Source organism: Fluviispira sanaruensis (assembly GCF_004295685.1).
Classification (GTDB): domain Bacteria; phylum Bdellovibrionota_B; class Oligoflexia; order Silvanigrellales; family Silvanigrellaceae; genus Silvanigrella; species Silvanigrella sanaruensis.
Genome location: NZ_AP019368.1, coordinates 2,176,770 through 2,201,193, shown reverse-complemented (window position 1 = coordinate 2,201,193; position 24,424 = coordinate 2,176,770). Strand labels below are relative to the sequence as shown.

General features: G+C 33.9%; 16 protein-coding genes. 8 read left to right on the top strand and 8 right to left on the bottom strand.

The genetic code is table 11. The features are described from left to right. The first annotated feature begins 116 nt into the window (after window positions 1-116). Together EZS29_RS09205 and EZS29_RS09200 are read left to right on the top strand one after the other, a co-directional pair. Window positions 117-398: an HU family DNA-binding protein gene (locus EZS29_RS09205; RefSeq protein WP_130609284.1), complete on the top strand. Its 282-nt coding sequence runs from the start codon at window positions 117-119 to the stop codon at window positions 396-398. Next, a complete protein-coding gene (locus EZS29_RS09200) occupies window positions 395-1,492 on the top strand; it encodes a dipeptide epimerase (protein ID WP_130609281.1) in 1,098 nt (365 codons plus the stop codon). The genes EZS29_RS09205 and EZS29_RS09200 overlap by 4 nt, the downstream gene beginning before the upstream one ends. Here the strand turns inward: EZS29_RS09200 and EZS29_RS09195 are convergent. Both EZS29_RS09195 and EZS29_RS09190 read right to left on the bottom strand, forming a co-directional pair. After that, entirely contained in the window at window positions 1,489-5,244 is a 3,756-nt protein-coding gene (locus tag EZS29_RS09195) for an RHS repeat domain-containing protein (protein ID WP_130609278.1), read from the bottom strand. The two genes, EZS29_RS09200 and EZS29_RS09195, sit on opposite strands and share 4 nt — an antisense overlap. A gap of 282 nt (window positions 5,245-5,526) precedes the next feature. Then, complete coding sequence (locus EZS29_RS09190) at window positions 5,527-6,972, bottom strand: hypothetical protein (RefSeq protein WP_130609275.1); 1,446 nt, start codon at window positions 6,970-6,972, stop codon at window positions 5,527-5,529. Window positions 6,973-7,301: 329 nt separating this feature from the next. On the opposite strand from EZS29_RS09190, the gene EZS29_RS09185 reads away from it, so the two are divergent. The 3 genes from EZS29_RS09185 (at window position 7,302) to EZS29_RS09175 (ending at window position 12,735) form a co-directional block, all read left to right on the top strand. Then, window positions 7,302-10,487: an alpha/beta hydrolase gene (locus tag EZS29_RS09185; RefSeq protein ID WP_130609272.1), complete on the top strand. Its 3,186-nt coding sequence runs from the start codon at window positions 7,302-7,304 to the stop codon at window positions 10,485-10,487. A 148-nt stretch (window positions 10,488-10,635) separates the two neighbouring features. Further along, entirely contained in the window at window positions 10,636-11,736 is a 1,101-nt protein-coding gene (locus tag EZS29_RS09180) for a hypothetical protein (protein WP_130609269.1), read from the top strand. A 21-nt stretch (window positions 11,737-11,757) separates the two neighbouring features. Next, on the top strand, window positions 11,758-12,735 hold the full coding sequence (locus EZS29_RS09175; protein WP_130609266.1) for a sucrase ferredoxin: 978 nt from the start codon (window positions 11,758-11,760) through the stop codon (window positions 12,733-12,735). A 3-nt stretch (window positions 12,736-12,738) separates the two neighbouring features. Here the strand turns inward: EZS29_RS09175 and EZS29_RS09170 are convergent, their stop codons facing one another. The 5 genes from EZS29_RS09170 to choX form a co-directional block, all read right to left on the bottom strand. Next, window positions 12,739-12,918, bottom strand: a complete 180-nt coding sequence (locus tag EZS29_RS09170; protein ID WP_130609263.1) for a hypothetical protein — start codon at window positions 12,916-12,918, stop codon at window positions 12,739-12,741. A gap of 175 nt (window positions 12,919-13,093) precedes the next feature. Further along, a complete protein-coding gene (gene betA, locus EZS29_RS09165) occupies window positions 13,094-14,737 on the bottom strand; it encodes a choline dehydrogenase (protein ID WP_130609260.1) in 1,644 nt (547 codons plus the stop codon). 13 nt (window positions 14,738-14,750) lie between these two features. Further along, window positions 14,751-15,611 (bottom strand): ATP-binding cassette domain-containing protein, encoded by an 861-nt coding sequence (locus EZS29_RS09160; RefSeq protein WP_130609257.1) that lies wholly within the window; start codon window positions 15,609-15,611, stop codon window positions 14,751-14,753. Beyond that, window positions 15,608-16,444, bottom strand: a complete 837-nt coding sequence (locus EZS29_RS09155) for an ABC transporter permease (protein ID WP_130609254.1) — start codon at window positions 16,442-16,444, stop codon at window positions 15,608-15,610. Before EZS29_RS09155 ends, EZS29_RS09160 begins: the two co-directional genes overlap by 4 nt. 17 nt (window positions 16,445-16,461) lie before the next feature. Beyond that, window positions 16,462-17,406 (bottom strand): choline ABC transporter substrate-binding protein, encoded by a 945-nt coding sequence (gene choX, locus EZS29_RS09150; RefSeq protein WP_130609251.1) that lies wholly within the window; start codon window positions 17,404-17,406, stop codon window positions 16,462-16,464. A 411-nt stretch (window positions 17,407-17,817) separates the two neighbouring features. Here choX and EZS29_RS09145 point away from each other — a divergent pair, with 411 nt between their 5' ends. From EZS29_RS09145 to EZS29_RS09135, 3 genes are all read left to right on the top strand, one after another. Next, window positions 17,818-19,395, top strand: coding sequence for a histidine kinase (locus tag EZS29_RS09145; protein WP_130609248.1), 1,578 nt, complete (start codon window positions 17,818-17,820; stop codon window positions 19,393-19,395). Between the two features lie 722 nt (window positions 19,396-20,117). Further along, window positions 20,118-21,965 carry a collagen-like domain-containing protein gene (locus EZS29_RS09140; protein ID WP_130609245.1) on the top strand — a complete coding sequence of 616 codons (1,848 nt, stop codon included), beginning with the start codon at window positions 20,118-20,120 and terminating at the stop codon, window positions 21,963-21,965. Between the two features lie 773 nt (window positions 21,966-22,738). Then, on the top strand, window positions 22,739-23,653 hold the full coding sequence (locus EZS29_RS09135; protein ID WP_130609242.1) for a methyltransferase domain-containing protein: 915 nt from the start codon (window positions 22,739-22,741) through the stop codon (window positions 23,651-23,653). 404 nt (window positions 23,654-24,057) lie between these two features. Here EZS29_RS09135 and EZS29_RS09130 read toward each other — a convergent pair whose 3' ends face one another. Further along, window positions 24,058-24,417 carry a hypothetical protein gene (locus EZS29_RS09130; RefSeq protein ID WP_130609238.1) on the bottom strand — a complete coding sequence of 120 codons (360 nt, stop codon included), beginning with the start codon at window positions 24,415-24,417 and terminating at the stop codon, window positions 24,058-24,060. Between the last annotated feature and the right edge of the window lie 7 nt (window positions 24,418-24,424).

Genomic DNA, 24,424 nt, shown 5'->3' with positions numbered 1-24,424 from the left:
TTGGGTGCCAAAACTTTGAAAAATTTTTGTTTCTATGAGATTGATAATTGCATATACTGTAAGCGGGATCTTCGCTGATCCCTTTCCTTTTGTACGTTTTGATTGGAGCCTCTTTTATGGTTAAAAGTGAATTAATAGAAATCCTCGCATCTAAGGCAGACGTTACTTCTCCCCAAGCAGAAGAACTCATCAATATGTTCTTTGATACCGTTTCTGAAGCTTTAACTGAAGACGGGCGTGTTGAAATTCGTGGTTTTGGAGCATTTACTGTTCGTAAATACAAATCTTATGATGGTCGCAATCCTAAAACAGGTGAGAAAATTGGTGTCCCAGAAAAGAAACTTCCATTCTGGAAAACTGGTTTAGAATTGCGTCAACGCGTGGATGGCTTAGGTTGAAAATTGTTGATATCCATATCGGCAAAATAAAAATCCCTCTCAAAAAGCCATTTAAGACGGCTTTAAGAACTGTTTATTTTGCTGAAGATATCATTGTAAAACTCTTAACCCGATCAGGTTTAGTCGGATTTGGCAGCGCTGCCCCTACTTTAGCTATTACGGGCGAATCATCCGATTCCATTATTTCTTGTTTGCATCACATTTTAAAACCTAAAATCATAGGTGCGGATCTCAGCCAGCTTGAAAAAGTCATGGGTGAGTTGCATTCTTCTTTTGTGAATAACACCTCCGCCTTGGCTGCGATTGATATGGCTTATTACGATCTGCTTGCCCAGTCGCTTAATTTACCTTTGTTCAAATATTTAGGTGGATTTCACAATCTCGTTTTTACAGACATAACAATCAGTGCAAACTCACCTGAAGTGATGGTTGCCGATGCTCTCGTTGCACTTGATGAAGGTTTTCAAGATCTCAAACTCAAATTGGGCGTGAACCCATCACTGGATTTTATCCGTGTGCAAGCGGTACGTACAGCTGTGGGCAATCAAGTAAAAATCAGCCTCGATGCCAATCAGGCATGGGGAGCAAAAGAAGCTGTGCGTATTATACGCAGATTTGAAAAACTCAATTTAAATATAGAATTTGTTGAGCAACCCGTAAAAGCAAAAAAAATTTCTGATCTCCGTTACGTTTCTGAGCATGTCGAAACCGATATCCTTGCCGATGAATCCGTTTTTTCTCCGTTCGATGCCCTGCAATTAATAAATAACAAAGCTTGTGACCTTATCAATCTCAAACTTGCAAAGGCCGGCGGTATTTACAACGCCACAAAAATTTTAAATATTGCCGAAGCTGCTGGTATAGAGTGTGTGATGGGCTGTATGCTCGAAAGCCAAATTTCAGTCACCGCAGCCGCGCATTTTGCCGCTGCAAAGAAATCAATTGTGCGTTGTGACTTAGACTCCCCTGCGCTTCTGGCAGAAAATCCTGTCGTAGGTGGTGTCCAGGTTGAGGGCAATACCCTTACGCTCAGTGAAACCGATGTGGGTCTTGGGATAAAAGACGTAATTGGGGTTGAGTACTTAAAATTTTAATTTTCTTTTAAGCCGTCTTCAACAATCAAATAACTCGTTGCTTTGCCATCTTCGTCAATTTCATTTACTAATTGGCCATTTTCATCGTAATAAAAATAATTAATATTATTACCGTAATATACAGCGCCTAGATACCCGTCAGGAAAATACATGTAAGCAGTAAAGGGTTTTCCTGGTGATATACGACTTAACAATTGATCTTTATTATTATAAGCTAAAGACCTACCATTCTCATCCGAGGTTGGATTCCATGCAGGATCGTAATTGATTTCTGTTACCTTCCCGTTGTTATGAATCGCTGTGAGTTTAAGTAAATTATTGTATGTGTACTTAATATTATTTTTAGTTAAAACTTTTTTATTTTTCTCGCTTACGTCAAATTTTGTTTGTATTTTTGTAGTAACATTATTTGTGATATCATAAATAAATTCATTCTCATAACTAACTTTATTATCTGTGTTTTTAACAGTTTCTTTAACAAGGCGATTGAGTCTGTCATATTCATATAAAGTTGTATTGTTACTCTCAAGATCATTTGTACGAGTTGACGAAAAAGATTTTGCAGAGATATTTCCTCTGAGATCATACGTAATATTTTGTCTAGTGATAAAATTATTTTTCTTATCGGAATAAATAACTTCAATAAGACGATTGAGCAAATCGTATTTAAATTCTTTTTGACTTTTTTGTGGGTAAGTTTTTTTAATAATATTACCAAAATTATCATACATAATATCGACATTCCCTAAACTATTTGAGTTAGCCTGTGTCAGTCGATTGAGGTGATCGTAGCTGTAGCGTGTGATGTCGCCAATTACATTTTTCATACTTGTTTTTTGGCCAAGTGAATTATATGTATAAGAGATAAATTTTTTATTTGGAAATTTTTTCTCTAAGAGCCAGCCTTCTTGCGAATAGGAATAAGAAATCTCAGAACCGTTTTCTGTTATACTTTCTAATTTTCCATTTTTCCCATAACTATAGATTGTATTTATTTTATCAAAAGTATTGATTTCTTGGATCTTGCGTCCGAGAGCATCATAAGCGTATTCCATTATTCTATGTGAACCTTTATCCATTTTAATGAGTTCAGATGCTTTGTTATAAGTATAACTAATCATATTTAATTTTGTATTACTGCTTATGAGATCTCCGTAAATATTATAATCATAAATTGGGTATTGGTATGACTCAGATGATTTTGCAATAGAAGAGGATCTGAGTTTACCCAGTAGATTGTATTCATAATAAATACTTGTTTTGTTATCTTGGAGAGTTTTTGCAATCAACTGTCTTGCTGGATTATAAATATAGCTAATACTATCACCTGCTTGATTAGTTTCTTTAACCAACTGATTCCAATCGTCATATTCATACACAGTGCTTTTTAAAATACCTGTTTCTTTTTCTAAATTTGTCGATTTCTTTTCGATTATTTTACTGAGTACTTTGAAGAGTTTATCATTGTCTCCTATATAATTAATATCATTTGCAGATATAGTATAAACAGCTAATACTTTGTCAGATACTGGGTTTTTAAGAGTGACTTGAAATACTTTGATATTACCACTCATGTCTTTGGAAAAGTTTATAATAAATGAACCGATATTGTTGCTTAAAGTATAATATTTTAATCCATTAATGACTTTATAGTTTTGTGCTTCATATGGATTAGCGATGCTTTCATATGGCTTTTCATCTCCATTAAAAAGTACGCGCGCTTTTAAGAGAAGATTGCCAAGACTATCGTAATAATATTTTTTTGTTTCTCCATACGAATTCATTTCGATAGAAACGGACTTTTGCCCATTTTTTCCAAGCATATAATAATAAGCAACATGACTGCCATCGGGATAAATAGTTTTCGTAAGATTGCCAAGATAATCATAAAAATACTGGGTTGAGCGATTGAGACTATCTTCTTTTTTAAGAAGTTTCCCTGTGGCTTTGTCAAAAGTTTCACTTATTATTCGTGATTCACCGGTTATAAAATCTTTTGAACTGGTCATTTTCACTATAGCATTTAGATCACTGATAATGTTTTTATCTTGAAGATTATTCGTATATATATTTTGTATAGATAAAATATTTCCGCCTTTAAACCATTTTGGTGTTAAAGATGAATAAGAAAATATAGAATTTTTTTTCTCTCCATCGGGGAAATAAGCATATTGATTAATATAGAGCTGCTGCCACTTTCCTAATATTAAAACATCATCGGTTTTGGAAAAAATAGATTTATTATCTTCGGTGAGAGTGTAGCTTTCAGCTATTTTATTGTCTTTTAAACTTTGCACTTCTTTTCTTTTTAATAGACCATATTTATTTTCATCAAAATAGGAATAATTATATTTAAAACCAAATTTGTCTTCCTGATAAGTCATTCTCGCTAAATTGTCGTATTGTGCAACTTCTTTGTAATTAACTCCTACACAGTCAGGAAGTTGAGAGGAGAGATTGTCTCCTAAAACTTTTGTTTTAAAGAAATTCTCAACTGAAACTATCGCTGTTTCAAAAGAGTTAGAAAAAGTTTCCTTATCACCTTTGCAAAGAGTATAAGAGGATTCTGCTAATAAATTATAGTTATTTTCAAGGTTAGAATATGGAGGGAATTGTTCATTTGCATTTTGTCCTTGATATTTATATTTTACTTTAGAAATAAGATCGGTGTTTTTATATACGACTTTAGCCACTAATAGATTGAGGTGATTATAAGTATATTCTGTGACAAAAAGACCTTTTATATATCTTGTTTTATAAAGTAAATCTTTTTGATTCTGTATGGAGATATCATTATAGTTTTGCGGATTAATAAATTCGGAAAAATTTTTGTTGGAAAAAGTATACTCATATTTTTCGCTCGGCTGTGCAAGTTTTTTGTTGTCGAGAACTTGAATTTTACTAATGCTGTAAATTGGTATATTTTTGCTATTTGGAACTTTTAGATATTCAATACTCGTAACAACGCCTGTTGCTGAAATAATTTCAGTATAGACACCATCATTAAGTTTAGAAAATAAAAACTTATTCGATACAAAAGTTGTGTTATCTTTGAATTGAATTATTTTATGCAATTGAGAATAATCATCTAATATAAATTTAAGAATGGTTTCTTGAACTTTTCCATCAGTGCTCAAAGTCACTGTAAAACCTGCCGATGTCTTTCCTGTTTCGTCATCGATTATGTCATTGGCCTTGAGAGCATAATAGTTTTCATAGAAGTCGAGAATGGATTGAATAGAATTATCAGGATTATAAAATATTTTTATAGAATTACCATAACGATCTTCGCGGTAAATTTCATTGCCTTTGCTATTTAAATAAATTTTATTGCCATTTAAATAAGTTAAAAGGTAGCGGAACTCACGGTTGTCTGGAGTTTTTTGTAAAAAATTTTCATAATCTATAAACTTTGGATAGGCTCTTTTTAAACCGTCTATTTTTTTATTTTTAAGGGAATAAGTCCCACCTTCTTTTAAATATATTTTATCATTTATGATTCGAGTAAAAGGAAATGTCCAACCTTTACCTAAACCAAATAAGTTATCTTTTAATGCTTGATCGTAATTAGCAATCAATTGAAATTCAATATCACCTCTTTTGATCATTGTACCAATTGGATATGTTAATTTAAGTGCGCCATTTTGTGGATTGACCGACTGCGAAAGAGATGTTTGAAAATTCCAATCTGCCTGCACTTTTGTCGATGCGTAGCAGAAAAAGGAAATGAGTAAAATATAGAATAATTTCATTTTAATTTCTTTAATTTGAGTTCGTCTTTTGTTATTTTAAGCGCTCCTTACAAAAAGAGGGAGTCAAAAAAACAGCATCAATACTAATTATTATATTTGTTAATGGGAAGCAATTATTTTGCTTATCAGATCTTAAATATATGAATTTATTGTGATTGCGATAAATAAGAAAAGAAATTTTATTTTCTTAATGATATTTTGTGAGAAAGTTTTATTTTTAAATAAAAAGTAAGAAACTTAAGATATTGGGCAGTTCATAATTTCCAATGCACTCTCTTATATTTAAAAATAAAGCGACAATGTTCCTTTAAGATTCATAGGAGATACAGCGCGATTTTTTCCGGCAATTGGGTATTCGAATTCACCGGCAAATTCCACCGGAATACGATAAGGCAATCCGCTGAATTTTGACCCAATCAACACGGAATAATACTGCTCTGCCCCATGGTCTGGGTGCATGCTTGAGTCACCTAAAAAGAATTGGTCGCCCATAACATTGATGGGCTGGTCATTTAAATAAGCTTTTGCAGCAAAATTATATTTGAATTGAGAGAAAAGGCCAAGCCATTTTAAGGTTTCAGTCGTATTCCCCACCCCCCAAGCCACTTGCACAAAACCGATATTGTGCAAACCTTTTCTTTTGAAGGTCAGGATATTTGCCTGTTTGTCTCCGTGGCCATAATTAGTGCTTTTATTCGGATCCTCAGTGTTAAATACGTTGCTATTAAGCATACTGGAACGGCTAAAGTTAACTTTATTTAACGAGTATTCAGACATATGCTGCCAGCTAAAAATAAGCCCTGGGATTGCGACATAGTCTACGTTCAAGCGGGCAATGACATCGTATGTTCCACCACCCGTTAAAAGCGTGTTGTCCCCACCAGTCCCTCTGACCGCGTTTGGTAAACTGAACTTACCGGTTGGCACGCGCAAGCCTCCACCCACGGACACATACAGCGGCACATGGCGAATAGGGGACTCTTCCGAAACAACGCTCCAGAGTATACCAAACTGCAAGTCACCTATACCTGTAGCTCCATTTTCAGGTTGTGAAGCCGTTAAAAGTGTGTTGCGGATTTGATCTTTAATGACATCTCCAGCCGTAAATGTCACTACTTCACCTGTAGGGAGAATAATATCTGTCGGGCCTGCGGGAAGAGTTAAATTCCCTTTATTAATTTGATCTGTACAAGCTTGGACTGAAGGACATCTGCCTTGGGCGCTTAACTGTGTAGCAAACTCATTAACGAATTTATTATAATAACGCTCATACATTTCTGAATTTGCCGTTATTTTATTTCCATCCATTTGCACATGGTTGGCTAAAACAATAGGAATGCCAACGCCCACAGATATAGAATTGGTCAAACCGTATTGCAATTGAATTCCATTGACCCAACGCTCCATACTCAAACCATTTTGCACGGTATTTCCTGTGCTGTCGAAACCATCGCTGCCAAAGGTATAGGCGAAAGGCAGATCGAGTTTAAAAATTCCTTTTGGCAAAGTTTTGCCTGTGGGCAGAACAGCATATTTTGGTGCATTAAAACCAGCTTCTCCAACGCCTCCAGCAACATCTTCAGTTGGATCGGGTTTATTGTGTTGCGTGCTATTTTGTGCATGAGCATGCAATGAAAATGCAGAAGCAAAAACACTCATGAGTGAAAGAGTGTTTTTTATTTTCTGCGCAATAAAAATAGAATTTAATTTTCCTTTATAAATATGCATGTCATCTCCTCTAAAAAAACATACGAACTATTACAAAAAATGATCTTAAAAATAGCCAACCATAATTACGATGAGAGATGAGGAGAATATACAAGGACACTTACCACTCTCAAAAAAAAACTGCAAGTATAAGAAATTATATTTTATACTTGCTGTTATTTGTTGAACGGTGTAAGAGCGATATTAAGTCAGCTGCAAAACGATGAGAGAGAGTGAGTGGTTTGGCGCGGAGTTTTTTAGAGGCGCTCCACGATTTAAAATTTAATATGAACTTGTAATATTTATATATTAGTTAATCGATTAATATATGTATAAAAAAGGAATAATATATGATAAAGAAGCGGATTCTTGTCACGACCTCCTGTTTTTTTTCGTCCCTTGCGCTCGTGGGGTGTGGAGGCAAAAAAAATATCAACATGCAGACAAGCAGCAATCTATTAAATGATAGATGGGATACTTTCGCCAAGCAAATCTGTCTGCCTTTGAGTGAAGAAATTCCAAATTCAAGTGATCCAAAATTTATGGAAGTATTTAAAAAGATATTATCTACTAATCCAAAATGTTTTAATCCTAATTCAGACCCTAATAGTGCTGAGCAAACTAAATACTTAGCGAACAGAAAATCAGTAAATGAATATGTCGCAAAGATGGCTCAAAAAATTACGGCAACCGAAATTATCAGCTTTGAAAAACTTTCAGATGCCGCTATAAATAGAAAAGTTGATTATCAAGATTATGACTTAGCTACAGAGAATGATCCTAGAAAATATGCGCTTCCCTATGTTGAACGTAAAGATGAGAATGCTACTAATAATCAAGATGATAACCTTATTCCTATAGAATTAAGTCAAATAAAAACCGCAAGTGGTTTAAATCAAAATTCTGAATTTAATTTTTTTCGAACGACAAAAGGTAAGCTCGACAATACTAAAAATACCAGAGGAACAGCTTATGTTCTCAAGTATCGTTTAGCGGATAATAATATTTATACAGCAATCATAACTATTCCCAAAGGTAATGCTAAAGTACCACTCATGCTCTATGCGCATGGTGGGGATACAGGAATTTCATTCCGTGAATTGGCCACTCTTTTACAAGACAATCTTATTAATTATATTGTCGCTGCACCTGCCTTTCCAGGAGAGCCCATATGTTCTGTAGATAAAACTACTGGCAAACTTGAAACTGGTTTTAAACGTTACTGTGTCGATAATGAAGGTAAGGAAATTGATCCTGCAGTGGACGCTATTGGTGAAAAATCACCACTTGATAATGACGTGGTTGCAACTTTAGGTCTGCACAGTGCGTTAAAAAGAATTTCTTTAGGTGAATTAAAATTAAATAATGATATCATAAAAGAATTCTTTGTACATGGCAATAAAGGACAACCAAGACTTGAGTTTTATGTTGAAAAAGTGCCTTCTTTATTAAGTTCCTATCAACCTTTGCTCCAAAAAATTACTGGACCAAAAACAGTTGCCACTGCAAGCAGCCGTGGGGGTGCAACTTTACTTGCCGCTATTGGGCGTTCCGGTATTATGCTGCAACAAGCTTTGGCTCAGTTAGACAATAAAGATTTTGATCTAAAAAATATTATTATACCTCCTCTATTTAGTTCAGCTGCGACTTATTATGCTCCAACCACATTATTAATGGGAAAATTTAGAATCCTTTTTAAAGATATGCTAAATGGAAAAGTTTCTGATATTTCTCATTTGAATTCTTTACCTATGATTCCAGATCTACAGAATAATCAATATTTCGCAAACTTCAGAAATTCCGATTTAGCAAATAATCAAAAAAAATTAAATGAGCTCATTGGTTTTTTAGGTGCATCAGATGTGACTTATTTGGCTCCATATATCTCTGTAGCAACACAAAACTGGACTAATAATTTAGATAATATATTGGATTTAGAAAAATTAGTTGCTGCAAATTCTAAGGATTCAGACAGGATTATAAAAAAAGTTTTAGGAATATTGGGTGGGCAGAATATTAGCACAGCACAAAGTCCAATCATTGTAAAAGATTTTCTAGGAAATTTTTTAACTGCATTTATTGACCATAAAGAGGGAGAAAAATCATTATTAAAACATTTTTCTGAAGCTCTAAAAATAAAAAATGAAAGTGCCTCGAAAGATCCTTGCTCAATTGATGCATCAGATTCTCCTGTAAATTATTCTGGTGATTGTTCAATAAGAGGGATTTTTACAAAGGGAGTCGGCACTTTAAAAATAACTGATGGAATAAGTGAATTAAATATAAAAGGTATAATTGAGCCAAATGATGAAGTACGGTTGCAAAAATTATCAGAATTATTTTCAAATTTAGCTGATGATAAAGTTGGATTAATAAACTTTACAGATGCTTTAACTCAAAAGAAAAATGATGAGTCTATTGTTCATTCTATCGGAGTTTTAAAAAATTTAATCAAAGAATCGGGTCTTGAGATTTCTACTAATACTATAAAGAGTCTGTTAACTTATTTAACAGTATCAACTGTTTCTGCTCAAACTGGCCTTGAGCCTTCAATTATAATGACAGAAAAATTAACAAATAATGCTTTATATATTCTTTTTAATTTGTCAGATTTAAAAAAATCAATTCCATTATTAAGTAATATAAATTATAATGAAATTATTGATGGCATTACAAAAGATCTTAAAAAGTATATTAAGGAACATAGAAAAGCATCCCCTGGATCTTTATTACTTATGCACAATACACAAGATCAAATTGTCGATCACACGCAATCTCTAATTGCTAAAACAGCATTTGACACTGTCTTTAGTATGTCATTTGGCACAGGGGTTTACTCTTTCCCATTAAATGAAATGAATATTCCACCTATTGGTACACAGTTTATTGCATTCCAACCTGAGAAAAGGTTTTATTCCATTCCAGTTGGTGGAAAATATGATCCTAAAAGAGAAGAATTGTGTATTGAAAAAAATACTTTAGGAAATACTCCTGCGGATTACAATGTAAATGAGAAAAAATGCTTTGATAAAAAAAGTAATATTGCACACGGTGATCCTTCGTTCTTAACAGGCAAAATAATAAATTCCCATTTACAAAATCTTGTACTGGGAACAACAGAAAAAAATTCACCTTTGGCTAAGGCATTTTTATATGGTTATGATGCTTATCTAAATATTCCTTCAACTTCAATAAGTACACAAATCAAAGTAATGAATGATACGTATTATTATATTCCAAAGGAAGTTCGACCAAAAGAGAACACTTATCCATTACTAACAAAGTGTGTGATGAGCGATGCAAATTGCTTTATTTTTGGAGCGAGTGTGCCAACGAGTTCGACAGATCGGGAAGTCGTGAGCGAAAACACACCGCTGTTTACTAGAACACTGTATCAAGATGCTCTTAAAATGAGTTCACTCAAAGGAGGAGTTTGGGACAAAGATGCCGAAGAGCATGACAGCATGACACCAACGGACGTGATGTCTATGTGGTTAAAGACTTCAGCAAAAGCAACCTTATCAGTGCAGAAATAATCCTTTCCACTCTTAAATTTTCCTTAAAAAACAGCTCTATATAGAGCTGTTTTTTATTTATTGACAAATAAAAATTAAATAACTATTTGCCTGTGGGGTTGAAGAAGCATGCACATTATTGCTTTGAATATTTGGAAGAGGCAGTATTTTGGTTAGAACATTTCTGACAATAAAATATCTTTTTTTGCTGTTTGTTTGTTTATGGACACAGCCTGTCAGAGCGCATGATTTCGTTATAAGAAAAACTCAAGATGTGAACTTCTTAGATTTTGTGTTTCGCAGTCCACATCAACGGGATTCGTATGAGGATCTTGAAGTAAAAATTGAAAAGATGTGGGACGATCTACTTTATTATGAGTCTAATATTTTAATACAAATTCGGAAAAAAATAAAAATTGCAAATCTAAACAAAAATAACTTAAGATTTAATGAGTATACTATTCTTAAAGTTTTGCAAAGAAAGAATATTTATTTTAATAATTTATTTAATTATAAGCAGCTTCAAAAATATCTGTTGCAACAAAAAAAAATAAAGACCCATTTTAACTTAATAGAAATTTATTCTGAAAATAAAGTAACTGCTCGGTTAGAACGAGTTTATTCAAAAGAATTTTTATTGTTTTATAATAATTTAAATCAAGCTGAAAAGGTTTTTCTAGATTATTTAAAAACAGCTTGTGAAGGCCTTTTTCGTGCAGAATATATATCTAAGGGTTATTTTTCTTTTCTGAAGAAACAAAAAATAACAATAGGAAGAGGGAGCGTGCTTGAATTAGGTTTTCGCTTGTGCAAAGCACGCGCAGATTTTATTTTTAATTTGTTGCCCTATGCTCAGAAAGAACGAATATCCTATCCATCACTCGTTGCGCTCTCTCGCTTTCAAAATGGAGGCAGTGTTTTTTTAAGTCGCAATGCCTATAAACAATTTATATTGAATGATAATATATTCTTAGGACGTAAGGGTGTGATCTTTATTACCGCAAAAAGCACTGCAGATAAAATTCTGCATTTATATAATACAGTAAAAATAGAACGGATTTTAGGTTTGCAAAGAGGATCGCTCAATAGCGGTATCGTCAAATATTCATTGCCCTTTTCCTTTAACTATCTTCCTGACTTGCCTCAGAATAGCACTATTGGGAAAAATGATTTTTTTAAATCCGGTGGTTTTACTGCTGGAAATGCGCCAGAATTGATTTTTACAAATGTTCCTAAGAGTGATATTGAATCTGTGGAATATATGCAATGACTTTTTGGTTAAGAGGCAAAAATGTTTACAGAAAATATGGAATGTTCGCTCGCAACCCGGCAAAGTCAAGAAGATATTGTTGGCTCTGTTTCACCTGTTGACGTTCAAATCTCAGTTGAATTGCAAGAGCCTTGGGCTTCTGTGCCAGGTAAATCGGAATCATTTTTGCATCACAAACACCTATTTGAAATTCTTCCAATTTTTTTTAAAGAAAAAATTAGAAGCGCTGTCAATCATTTTGCCCAAAATGAATTTTCTGTTGAAAATCATACCCGTATCTTTTATTTTCAAAGAAAAGAAGATGAATTATCGTCATTTAAAAAAATAGAAATGCTCATACCAAACTCAGAATTCAGGGAAGCTATTCTTGCGCTGAAAGAATATCAATTGGAAAAAAAAGAGCTTTATAAAAAATGGGAAGTTAAGGGAACTGAACATCTTCATGAGTTATTTATTTGCACGCATGGAGAAAGAGATCACTGTTGTGGCAAATATGGATTAGAAGTCTATGAAAAATTCAGGAATGAAAATAAAAAAAGTGCGAAACCTTTATTTCGCATATGGAAGTCATCACATATAGGTGGACATCGCTTTGCTCCTACTTTTTTTGAAGCACCCAGTATGCGTTGGTACGGTTTATTCAATTTAGAAAGTATCCCACATTTTTTACAGAGAGATGAAAATTATTTTACTATAGATAACAATTATAGAGGTGTAAGTGGTATTAATAACTCATTTGCGCAAATTGCTGAAAAAGAAATATTTAAAAAATATGCATGGCAGTGGGATGATGCACAAAATAAAAAGTATGAAGTTGCTTTAAGCGAGGATTGTCAGTCAGCCACAGTGAGTTTTTACTTCACAATAAAAGGAAAGCCTACTCCGCAAAAAAGCAAGTATGACATTCGTTTTGACAAGCTCATTTCAAGCATAGCGAGCTGCGGTTCTGACGATATCAAAACCGTCAAGCAGTATAAAGTTATTGATATTACTGAGTAATGCTTAAGGCCAGTCGCAGGTCTGGCTTTTTTGATTCCACTTACCACCTTCATTTTGACAGGCATCGATCTGTAAAAAGTGAATGTCATAATTGTAATTTACAAAAAGAAAACCATAGTAAGATGCACATGGGAGAAAAAGAAAAGTCGCTAAGATAATAATAATTTTATTAATATTTTTCATGAAAAAATCCCTAAACTTGAAAACAAATGATTTATATATTTTAGCATTTGTTCTTTTCAAAATCTTCTATGCTTCGACAGAAGCAAAGAAGCCAGAGTATCAAATGCCAAAATTTCATTATTCGCAACTGCTATCGGCGGATTTTTAAATAACTTTCCAATAAACTCAGTTTTTTTTATTTTAGATAAAAAGGAGAAGATGATGCTGGGAGAGGCGTATTTCCGAGAATAATATCCGCTGACTTCTCAGCTATCATCATGACTGGTGCATAAATGTTGCCATTTGTGACATAGGGCATAACTGATGCATCAACAACTCGTAAATTTTTAACTCCGTGCACTCCAAGGGTTTTGGGATCAACCACGGCCATTGAATCGGTGCCCATTTTACACGTGCACGACGGATGCAGTGCGGTTTCAGCATCTTTTTTAACCCAGTCTAAAATTTCATCATCTGTTTCATATTGTTTTCCTGGGGAGATTTCTCCACCGTTGAATTCATCGAGAGCGGATTGGTTGAGAATTTTACGGGCACAGCGCACAGCTTCGACCCACTCTCTGCGATCTTGTTCTGTGGAAAGATAATTAAATTGCATACTCGGGTGTTCGCGCGGATCGGTTGAACGGATTTTGATATGGCCGCGTGCATCGGAGTTCATTGGGCCAACATGCACTTGGTATCCGTGCCCCCCTGAAGGTGAGGTGCCATCATACCGGACAGCCAGAGGGAGAAAGTGGAATTGTAAATTGGGGTAGTTAACGTCTTCGTTGCTACGGATAAACCCACCAGCTTCAAAATGATTGGTTGCTGCAGGACCTTTGCGTTGAAAAAGCCACTGAAAACCTATTTTAGGTTTGTTCCACCATTTAAGGGCTGGGTACATACTCACAGGCAATTTACACGCATGTTGTATATATACCTCTAAGTGATCTTGAAGATTTTGTCCAACACCTGGTAAATCTTGTACTACGTTAATTCCAAGGGATTTTAATTCTTCTGCATTGCCAATACCAGAAAGTTGTAAAACTTGTGGGGAGTTAATGGCGCCACCGCAGCAAATAATTTCTCCTGCATATATTTTATGAATTTTTCCATAGCGCATATATTCAACGCCCACAGCTCGATCTCCTTCAAAAAGAATACGTGTTGTGAGAGCGCGGCATTTGATACTTAAATTGGGACGTTTTCTACGTACTGGATGCACATAAGCTCTTGCTGCGGATAACCTTCTGCCGCGATTGATGTTGCGATCAAAACGGCCAAAACCTTCCTGGCGAAATCCGTTGACATCGTCGGTTAAAGGATAACCAGCTTCTTGTACTGCCTCGAAAAATGCATTGAACAATGGGTTTTCGCAAGGGCCTGTCTCAAGCAGCAAAGGACCAGAAAAACCGTGATAGGCATCGGCACCGATCATACGTGTTTCTGCACGGCTAAAATAAGGCAAACAGTGCTTATAATCCCATGATTCCATTCCTGGATCCTTGCCCCATTTTTCATAATCCATAGGGTTGCCACGGATATAAATCATACCGTTAATCGAGCTTGATCCGCCAAGTACTTTTCCGCGTCCATGAAAAACTCTTCGATTGTTCATGTAGGGTTCAGGATCGGTGTAATAACACCAATCATATAGCTTGTTACCTAAAGGATACATAAGCCCTGCAGGCATATGAATAAAAATATCCCAAATATAATCAGGGCGGCCTGCTTCAAGTACACAGACTCTGTGCGATGGATTGGTGCTCAAACGATTTGCCAGCACACAGCCTGCAGATCCTCCACCAATAATGATAAAATCATAATGCTTCACGCTCATATTTTCTCCTTGATTAATTTAAAAATACATGGCTTGCTTTAATATCTTCTGTAAATTTTTTAACAATTTCACATGCTGGATTTTCAATTATTTCTTGGGGCTGACCAATTTGTAATATTTTTCCCGAATCCATGATTGCAATACGTGAACCAATTTTTATTGCTTCAGAAAAATCATGGGTAACAAAGACAATGGTCTTTTTTAATTTTTGCTGCAAATCTAAAATTTCATCTTTCAGTTGTTTGCGAATAAGGGGATCGAGTGCAGAAAAAGGTTCATCCATTAATAAAACGTCGGCTTGGGTGATAAATGCACGAGCGAGTCCAACTCTTTGTTGCATACCACCTGAAAGCTCATGAGGATAATGATCTATCCATTTTTCAAGTCCAACGATCGCTAATTTTTCTTCTACTTGTTTAAGGCGCTCTTGATGTTTTATTCCTTGTATTTCTAAAGGGAACGCAACATTCTCTCCTACAGTGCGCCACGGCATTAAACCAAATTGCTGAAAAACCATTGAGACTTGATGTTTTCTAATTTCTCTAAGGCTACTTTTTGGGCATTGGGTTATATCAATCTTTGCATTTTTATTAGAATCAAAAAAGAGGATCTGGCCTCGAATTTTACCGATATTTCTTCCGTTCATGCCATTTAAACAACGTAACAAAGAGGATTTTCCTGAACCAGATAAGCCCATTATGACAAGAATCTCTCCTTTATAAACGGAGAAATTTGCATTACTAACAGCAACGGTTTGTTGCAATTCCTGTTGTATTTCTTCCCTAGATTTCCCTGCATCTAAAGCTTGAAAGGCTTTATTTATTTTCTTCCCAAAAACAAGATCGAGTTGTTTAATATTAAAATGCTCAATCATTTTGTAGCTCCCAATTTTTGCTTTGTATGGGCAAAAATGCGATCGAGTAAAATAGCAAGAAAGACAATGCTCATTCCAGCTTCGATTCCTTTTGCAATATTGACTGTGTTAAGAGCTTGTACTACGGGTTTGCCCAATCCATCTGCACCTACTAAGGCGGCCACGACAACCATAGAAAGTGAGAGCATCATGCATTGCGACACTCCTGTTTTTATCGATTGCCAAGCATATGGAATTTCAACAGAAAAAAGTTTTTTTCGTGTGCTTGCTCCAAAAGAATCAGCAACTTCGAGTAATGAAGTTGGAACACTTTGCACTCCAAGATAAGTCAAACGAATAACTGCAGGCATGGCAAATATAATTGTAGAGATAAGTCCTGGAGCCATGCCAAGACCAAAGAGCATTAATGTTGGGATTAAATAAACAAATGTAGGAATAGTTTGCATAAGATCGAGAATAGGTCGCATAAAAGAATAAATATAATGATGGTGTGCACAGAGAATACCTAACGGAACACCAATTAATATTGAGGTAACAGTGGCAAAAAGAACAAGTGTCAAAGTTTCTAAAGTTTCTTCCCAATATCCTAAATTTAATATTGCAAAAAAACAAAATCCGATGAGGAGAATATTTTTTAGACTGCGATTGAAAATATAAATAATAAACAAGTTAATAACAATAAATGACCATGCAGGAAACCATATTAAAATTGATATAAAATATTCAATAATTGCAGAAATGGATTCAGAGAAAAAGCGAAATTGACTTTCAAAAATTTTTGTCAGAAAATTCACTCCCTCTTGTGCCCAATGCCCAATGGGAAGTTTTTGCATGTGCCATCCTTTAGATTTTATTTTTTCGAATTAAAAAGATTTTTTTCAATGGTTTGAAGAGTTGTCTTTGTTCCATCGAAATTGTTAACATTTACAATCCATTTTTCAACTGTGGGTAAATTTACTTTTAGCCAAATTTCAGCAGCTTCTTTCGGTTCAATATTTTTATATAAAATCATATCCATTAATTCGTTTTCGTCATTAATAGAGAACTGAATATTTTTTAAAAAGTTTGCTACATTTGGGCAGTCTATAGCGTAATTTTTGCGAGTAGTAGTGTGGACAGTGGATTTACCTTGATCCGGTCCAAAGTAATTTTCTCCTCCTTTTAGATATTTCATATAGATTTTTGTATTCATTGGATGTGGTTGCCAACCTAAGAAAACTATCCACTTTTTGTTTTTATATGCACTATAAACCTGCATAAGCATAGCTTGTTCACTTGATTCAACCATTTTCCAATTTTTTAAACCATAGGCATTGCCATCTATCATTTTTTGTATATTTTTGTTTCCATCATTTCCTGGTTCTATCGCAAAGATTTTAGATTGAAATTTATCATTATATTTTGCCAGATCTGCCATACTTTGTACACCTGAGTCATAGACATAACTTGGAACTGCTAAAGTGTATTTTGCGTTCTGCAAGAGTGTCCCTATCTTTTCTATCTGTTTATTTTTTTCATATGGTTCTAAGATTGAAGCCATTGAGGGAAGCCATGCACCAAAAAAAACATCAATATCGTTGTTTTTAAGGCTATTAAATGTAATTTGCAGTGAAAGATTTTTTTCTTTAACCTCGTATCCCATTGCTTTTAAAAGCAAATGAGCAACAGATGTCGTAGCTGTTATATCGGTCCAGCCCACGTCGGATACTCGAATCACTTTGCAATTTTGCATAGCATAAGTTTTTTGGACTAATAAACTGAGAGCAACCGTGAAAAGAAAACAGATTTTGCGCATATGTACTTCTCGTGTAGATTATTTAAGAATATATATACTAATATATTCTTATTTATTTGTTGATAATAATTAAAACAATTTACCTTAATTATTATCAATATAGTATGACTCATATCAATTGATGATAATACATATACTTTTGCAAGATGTCAAATCTGTCTTCTGTGAGAAGATTTTGAAAATTATATAATTTTATTATATATGAATCGTAATTTATATGTTTTATAGAATAAGTTAACATAATATTACGAAAAATATATATATATGAAGCTTCTAACTTGACAAATTCTTTAAGATCGATTTAATGATTAAGTTTATATGTATGAAGTTACAAGCCTTTTTCTGTATCTGGCTTGTGTACTTAGCGCAATATATAAGTTCGATTTGAATTATAAGATTAAGGGAGCTTATGTGAGTTTACTTATCTCACTGGTGCAATTATCTATTATATTGTCTCTATGCATTTTTTTGGTAATTTATTATAAGAAAAATAAAAAACTCTTAAATGGTATAAATCGATTTGTAAAAAAATTGCATGATATTAAAGGAGAGATGGAGTTAAAAGAAATTGCCTTTTTAAAAGAAAGAAATTTATTTCATTTTCAAATTGCCCATGAAATGAGATCGCCAACTGTTCCTTTACTATCTTTTATTGCTGCTGTAGAGGGTTTGCCAGAAGAAAGTCGAAAGTTAATAAGACAAGCAGTCCATCGTATTCAAGATATTTCCTATTCTATTTTAAATAATAAGCAAAAAAAAGAAGAAACGATTGAAGTCATGCACTATGCAAATGAAAAGCATACTGTACAATTGTTATCGACACTGCTCCAAGATATAATATCTAAAAAACGCTTAGTCTACAAAGAATTTTTAGGTGTGGAAATCTATGGAGAGTTTGGCTTGTCTTCCTATGGCCTGTTTGCAAAAATTCCACTTGTTGAATTTAAAAAGGTCATTTCCCAATTGATCGACAACTCAGTTGAAACAATTGCGAATCATGGGAAAGTTAAAATTCGTCTTTCTGCAAACTCTGAAAATATTTTTATGTTTATTACAAATAACAGCTTTAATAAAAATACGAAGACAATCTCAAAAGTGATTTTAAGTGATTCAAGCCGATTAAAAATCTCAACCCGTGGTTCTGCTCTCTGTCACGCAAAATCTGTCGTTGAGTCTATTGGTGGTAAATTTGAATTCCGTGTGCAATTTGGTGCAGAAGCTTCGGTTAAGATTATTTTACCAAAAGCAGAAGTGCCAAACTGGTATGCCATTTCTATTCAAATTAAACCATGTTCTTATATTGTCATAATTGATGAAGATCCTTCTATTCATAGCTTGTGGCAAGAAAGATTTAAAAATTCATCTTTGCATGAATATGATATTCATCTCATTCACTTTTCTCAACCTAAAGATGCTATCTCTTGGAATGAAAGCCTAGATGCAAAAGTTGTCTTTAATAAATATTATTTGTGTGAGATGGAATTCACCAATGACTCACTGAACGGTTGTGATTTTTTTTCCATGATTCCATTTGAAAATAATTCCTATATCGTAACAAATAAGTTCACAGATAATAAAATTTCAAAACTTTATGAACAGAAAAAATTCAAAATTATTCCTAAAGACAGTTTGTTTTTTATTCCAATCGATATTTTAAAACCGAAAGAAAAACCTTGCGCTGTTCTTATTGAGGAAGATTCTTTGGTAAAAATGGTTTGGCACCTGTCTGCACAAAGTAAAAATAAAAAAATTGTTTTATATAGAAACCTAGATAAATTTATTCAAGACTCTGAAATGTTCGATTGCCATACCCCAATTTATATCGATATGACTTATCTTAATAAAAAAAATCAGAATAAATTGGTCGTAAAAATTTATAGGTATGGATTTAAACATTTATATCTTATCACAGGTCATAACCCAAAAGATTATACAGCCGCAAATTGGATTAAAGGAATTGTGTCCAATCAGCCTCCATGGCTTATGTAGTGATGCATAAATCATCAGTTGTTTTGTTTTAACTTCGACGAGGATGCGAAATCGCCTGACTTTCCTATCCCCTCAATATTAATCAATTCGATAGATAAAACTCACGTAGTTACCAAAAAACGATTTTAAAAATATAAGTGAACAAAATTAGGCAGAAATTTGGGTAAATGATGTTGCATTCTATAAAGGCAATTGTGGCCAGCAATCCTGCTCTGAAAGGATGCAATTTATTTTACCGAGAGTTTGAATAAAAACACAAAACTTATATTAATAAATTCTCCTGAAATAAAACTCTAAATAAACTTTTACTGAGTCCTAAAAAATTACAAAGAAATTCATTTATTATAGGTGAAAATTTTAATTACTAATGTTTGGATTGTTGCTTAATTTTAAGGCGAATAATTTTAGGTTTTTTTTGAATTGAAATTTATAAGCTGCTTTTCATTTGCTTTATTTTTGCTATGGGCTTAATTGAAAAATTTATATGATGTGAGCATGTTGAATTATAAGATATAATATTCTCATTTATTAATAATAGTAGTTCTTTATTAATATAGGTAATATTATTTTAAAAATTATTTAAATAAATTTTTTTTGATATTATACAAAATTTATATTTACATTTGTTAAAAAATTTTATAATAGAAAATTTGGAAAATTTACACTCAGTAAAGAGTGTGTTACATTCTATTTAAAACCAAGGGAGGTATTAATATAATTTTATGAATAAATTATTAAAAATCTCAACAACTCTCCCTTTGTTATTTTTAGCAGTAAGTTGTGGTAAAAAAGAAAGTCCACAAAGTAGTAATTTAAGTTTATATCTCACAAACTCGCCATTTTTTAAAGCAAACCCTGCAGCTAATAATGCGACAGTTAAACTCCCAGCAGGGGGGTGTCTTTTTGTTCATACTTTTCGTCAAACAGACAAAGGAACTATCCCTGTAGGGAGTGACCTTCATGTTGAAGGTCTTGATATGGATAAAGTTAGCTATGACAGACATAAACGAACTCTATGTTCAAACAGTCCTGAAGATTCAAATTCTTCTGTGACAATTACAGCTACAAGTCGAAATCTCTTATCTGAAAGTAAAACAGTAGAAATTGGAAGTAAATCTCTTCCAGAATTTAATATTAAACTAAATATAAACAGTGATGGTTCTAAGAAAAGTTTTACGATAGAAACAAAAGAAAATACAATTGTTTCTAATAAAATCTATAATATACAATTTTTAGATGAATCTAACAACTTAGTTGCTTCTACTGTGAAAAACAGAAATGATCTTCTAGATACAGATTTCAAAAAAATTGGTGAAATTTTAATTAATGGAAAAAATATAGAATATATTTTCGATAATGTATCATTAATTGATTCTATTAAATTTGTTGTTTTTGCAAATAAAAATGATTCAAAGGGTAAAAAATATAAACTATCAAGTGATTTAAATAAAAATTATAAACTAGAAAATAAAATTGATGGAACTATCATCAATGCTGATGCCTTTATTCTTGGGGTTGGAGTTCGAGGACCACAGGGAGAAAAAGGTGAAAAAGGTGAAGATGGCGCTCCAGGACTTAATGGTATAGACGGCGAAGACGGTGCTGTAGGTCCACAAGGTGAAGTAGGTCCTAAAGGAACTGACGGCAAAGATGGAGCAGTAGGCCCACAAGGTCCAAAAGGAACTGACGGCAAAGATGGAGCAGTAGGCCCACAAGGACTTCAAGGTGAAACAGGACCACAAGGTCTAAAAGGAACTGACGGCAAAGATGGTGCAGTAGGTCAACAAGGTCAACAAGGTCCACAAGGACTTCAAGGTGATGTAGGCCCACAAGGTCAACAAGGTCCACAAGGTCAACAAGGTCCACAAGGACTTCAAGGTGATGTAGGCCCACAAGGACTAAAAGGAACTGACGGCAAAGATGGAGCAGTAGGCCCACAAGGACTTCAAGGTGAAGCAGGCCCACAAGGTGCAGCAGGTCCACAAGGACTTCAAGGTGATGTAGGTCCACAAGGTCCACAAGGACTTCAAGGTGATGTAGGTCCTCAAGGTCCACAAGGACTTCAAGGTGATGTAGGCCCACAAGGACTAAAAGGAACTGACGGCAAAGATGGAGCAGTAGGCCCACAAGGTCTAAAAGGAACTGACGGCAAAGATGGAGCAGTAGGCCCTCAAGGTCTAAAAGGAACTGACGGCAAAGATGGAGCAGCAGGCCCACAAGGTGAAGCAGGTCCACAAGGTGAAGCAGGTCCACAAGGTGAAGCAGGCCCACAAGGTCCAAAAGGAACTGACGGCAAAGATGGAGCAGTAGGCCCACAAGGACTTCAAGGTGAAGCAGGCCCACAAGGTCCAAAAGGAACTGACGGCAAAGATGGAGCAGTAGGCCCACAAGGACTTCAAGGTGAAGCAGGCCCACAAGGTCCACAAGGACTTCAAGGTGATGTAGGTCCACAAGGTCCACAAGGACTTCAAGGTGATGTAGGTCCACAAGGTCCACAAGGACTTCAAGGTGATGTAGGTCCACAAGGTCCAAAAGGAACTGACGGCAAAGATGGTGCAGGAGCTATATAATGTTAAGTTAAACATTATAGTTTAAAAAAATTAATTAAAAAATACTCTTTGAAAGTTAAATTTTTAAAATCCACTGAATTTAAATATTCAGTGGATTTTTTTTAATGAAAGGATTTATTAGCAAAAGAATTGTATTTATATTCATGAAGTTTTATAGAAACTCATGAATCACTTCTGATGTCAGATGATATTTATTTTGCTTTACTACAACGCCATCGGCACGTATCCCATCGATACATTCTTTACTCTCAGTTCTTGGAGAGCAAATTTTTTCTAGAATACGAATGGTAAAAGGGTTGTCCCATTTAGGTTAGCCATAGAGATTGTGAATGCCATATCCTTTTTGAAGATGAATGGCTGATAAATAAGTTAAGACAGCTCCATAGCCTTTTACTTACATGTTTTTAACCCAAATATGTATTTGTCCATAATCTGGAATTTAAAATTGCCTGAAGATACAGTTCTGGAACAATATAGCTTGTCACTCATAAAGAAATTTTACAAAGTTCTACGAATTTAATAAATATTAGATAAGTTTCTATCTTTTCTTCAGTAACTAAAAAAAACAAGTGATTTTTTTGCTTTTTTGGGCTAACAGTTCGAATGGTTTTAAATCACTTCATGTCTATTAGAGGTTTCGTTAAAATTTTTTTATTTCGTTTTATGAACTCAAAAAATTCCGTAAAATATTAAAAATACCAAAAAGTTTATTTGCTCTCACTTTTATTTTCTGTTAAAAAATATATACTTATGATTGAATAAAGGTTTATTATATGGAATTTGCAATAGATCAAAATAATCTTGAAAAAGATTTAGATTTTGCCTTAGAAAAGAAATGGTCGGCGAAAGCAATACCAATTGCATGTGAATTCGGAGAAATAAAAGAGATAATGTCTCTTTATAATGACGATAAATATAGCAATTATTGGAGTATTCGCAATATATTGCTAGGTGACTCTGTAAATTACCCTGCATTGAGTCACTTTATTTACATGCGCTACGGTGGCGATGAGCTTGCCCGAAAAACTTTGGAAGATCTAAACACACTCGATCCAAATAAAAGCTATCGCATTCTCAATGCAGGCTCAGGATTTGGTTCTGATATGATCGAGCAAGCAAAATTACTCCCAAAAGCAAAGTTTTGTGGAATTGAGTATAATAAACGCTATGCAGATTTATCTGCAAAAATAATACAAGCACTTGGCATGGAAGAGCGAATTAAAATATATTATGCCAATTTGACAGATCCCGATCAAATAAAAGAAATACATGCTAAAGAAGGTTTTTTTGATGGAGCATATTCGAACCTAGTTGTTTTGCACATTAAAAATAAAGCTTCTTTGTATCAATCCATTTCTAATCTTTTAAAAGCCAGAGCTATTTATCGAAACGAAGATTATACACGACAAGAAAAGACAAATCTTAAATTCGCCGAAGAGAAAATTGGCTGCCAAAACTTATTGACCATTGAAGAAATGATTCAACTTGCTCACAGTTCTGGATTCAGTAATTCTAGTTTTTCTTGTCTTACGGATTATTGGCAAGAATTTACTTTGCAAAGAAAAAATAATTATTTAGAAAATGTTTTGCAGAGAAGTAAAAAGAAAGAAATGTTTTTTCAGGATGTCGCAGAATTCTTCAGTGATCACGGTGGTTGTGGGGGAGTCTTTAAACACTTAAAGAAATAGTTGCATTTTGCTTTAAAAAGTTAATTTTATAATCAAAAGAAAATTAATCAAATCAACCGTTAGTCATTCCGAAAGCAGTCTTCTCTTCTGGTGCTTCGTTAAAATTAATATAGATGTAAAAGTAACTAAACAGAGGACAAACGGTATACTCGTAAGTGGATGTTGCCTAAAGAAAGGCAATGAAATAATGGAAACGCCTTTGGGTTGTGCAAAATCAACTGTAATGGAGAGAAGGAACATAACCATTTTCTTTTGATTGTTATCACTGCTCCGAAATTCATTTCCTATGACCAACATTAAAAATGGATAAATTAAAGCCGAATTTACTTAGACCAAACACTAAAATAAATAATATCGTTGGTGCTGAAGATAACGCTAAGGAAAAAATAATAAATAAAAAATTGTTAGAGAGCGTTAAACTTAAATTCCCCTAAAAAACTACCTAGACCCATACTGATTGAAACTATTATTTCACTCCAAGAAGATCTTAAGGTGATTTCTTTTGCAGTAAGATTTTCAGCATTAAACTCTAATAGCCAAATCTTGCTTAATAGTCTGAGAATGGCAAGAACGCTGCTCTGTAATAATCTAATAAAAGCGAAAAAAACAAGATCCAAAATAAATAAAGAAGCAAAAGTTAAGATACATGTTACTAATATAGATGTCATCATGAGTTTAAAAGTATTTATTTTGTTTATTGATTTGAAGATCAATTCAATGTAAATCCAAATTTTTTGGAGATCTTTCCTTAATGATGCAAACATATCGGAA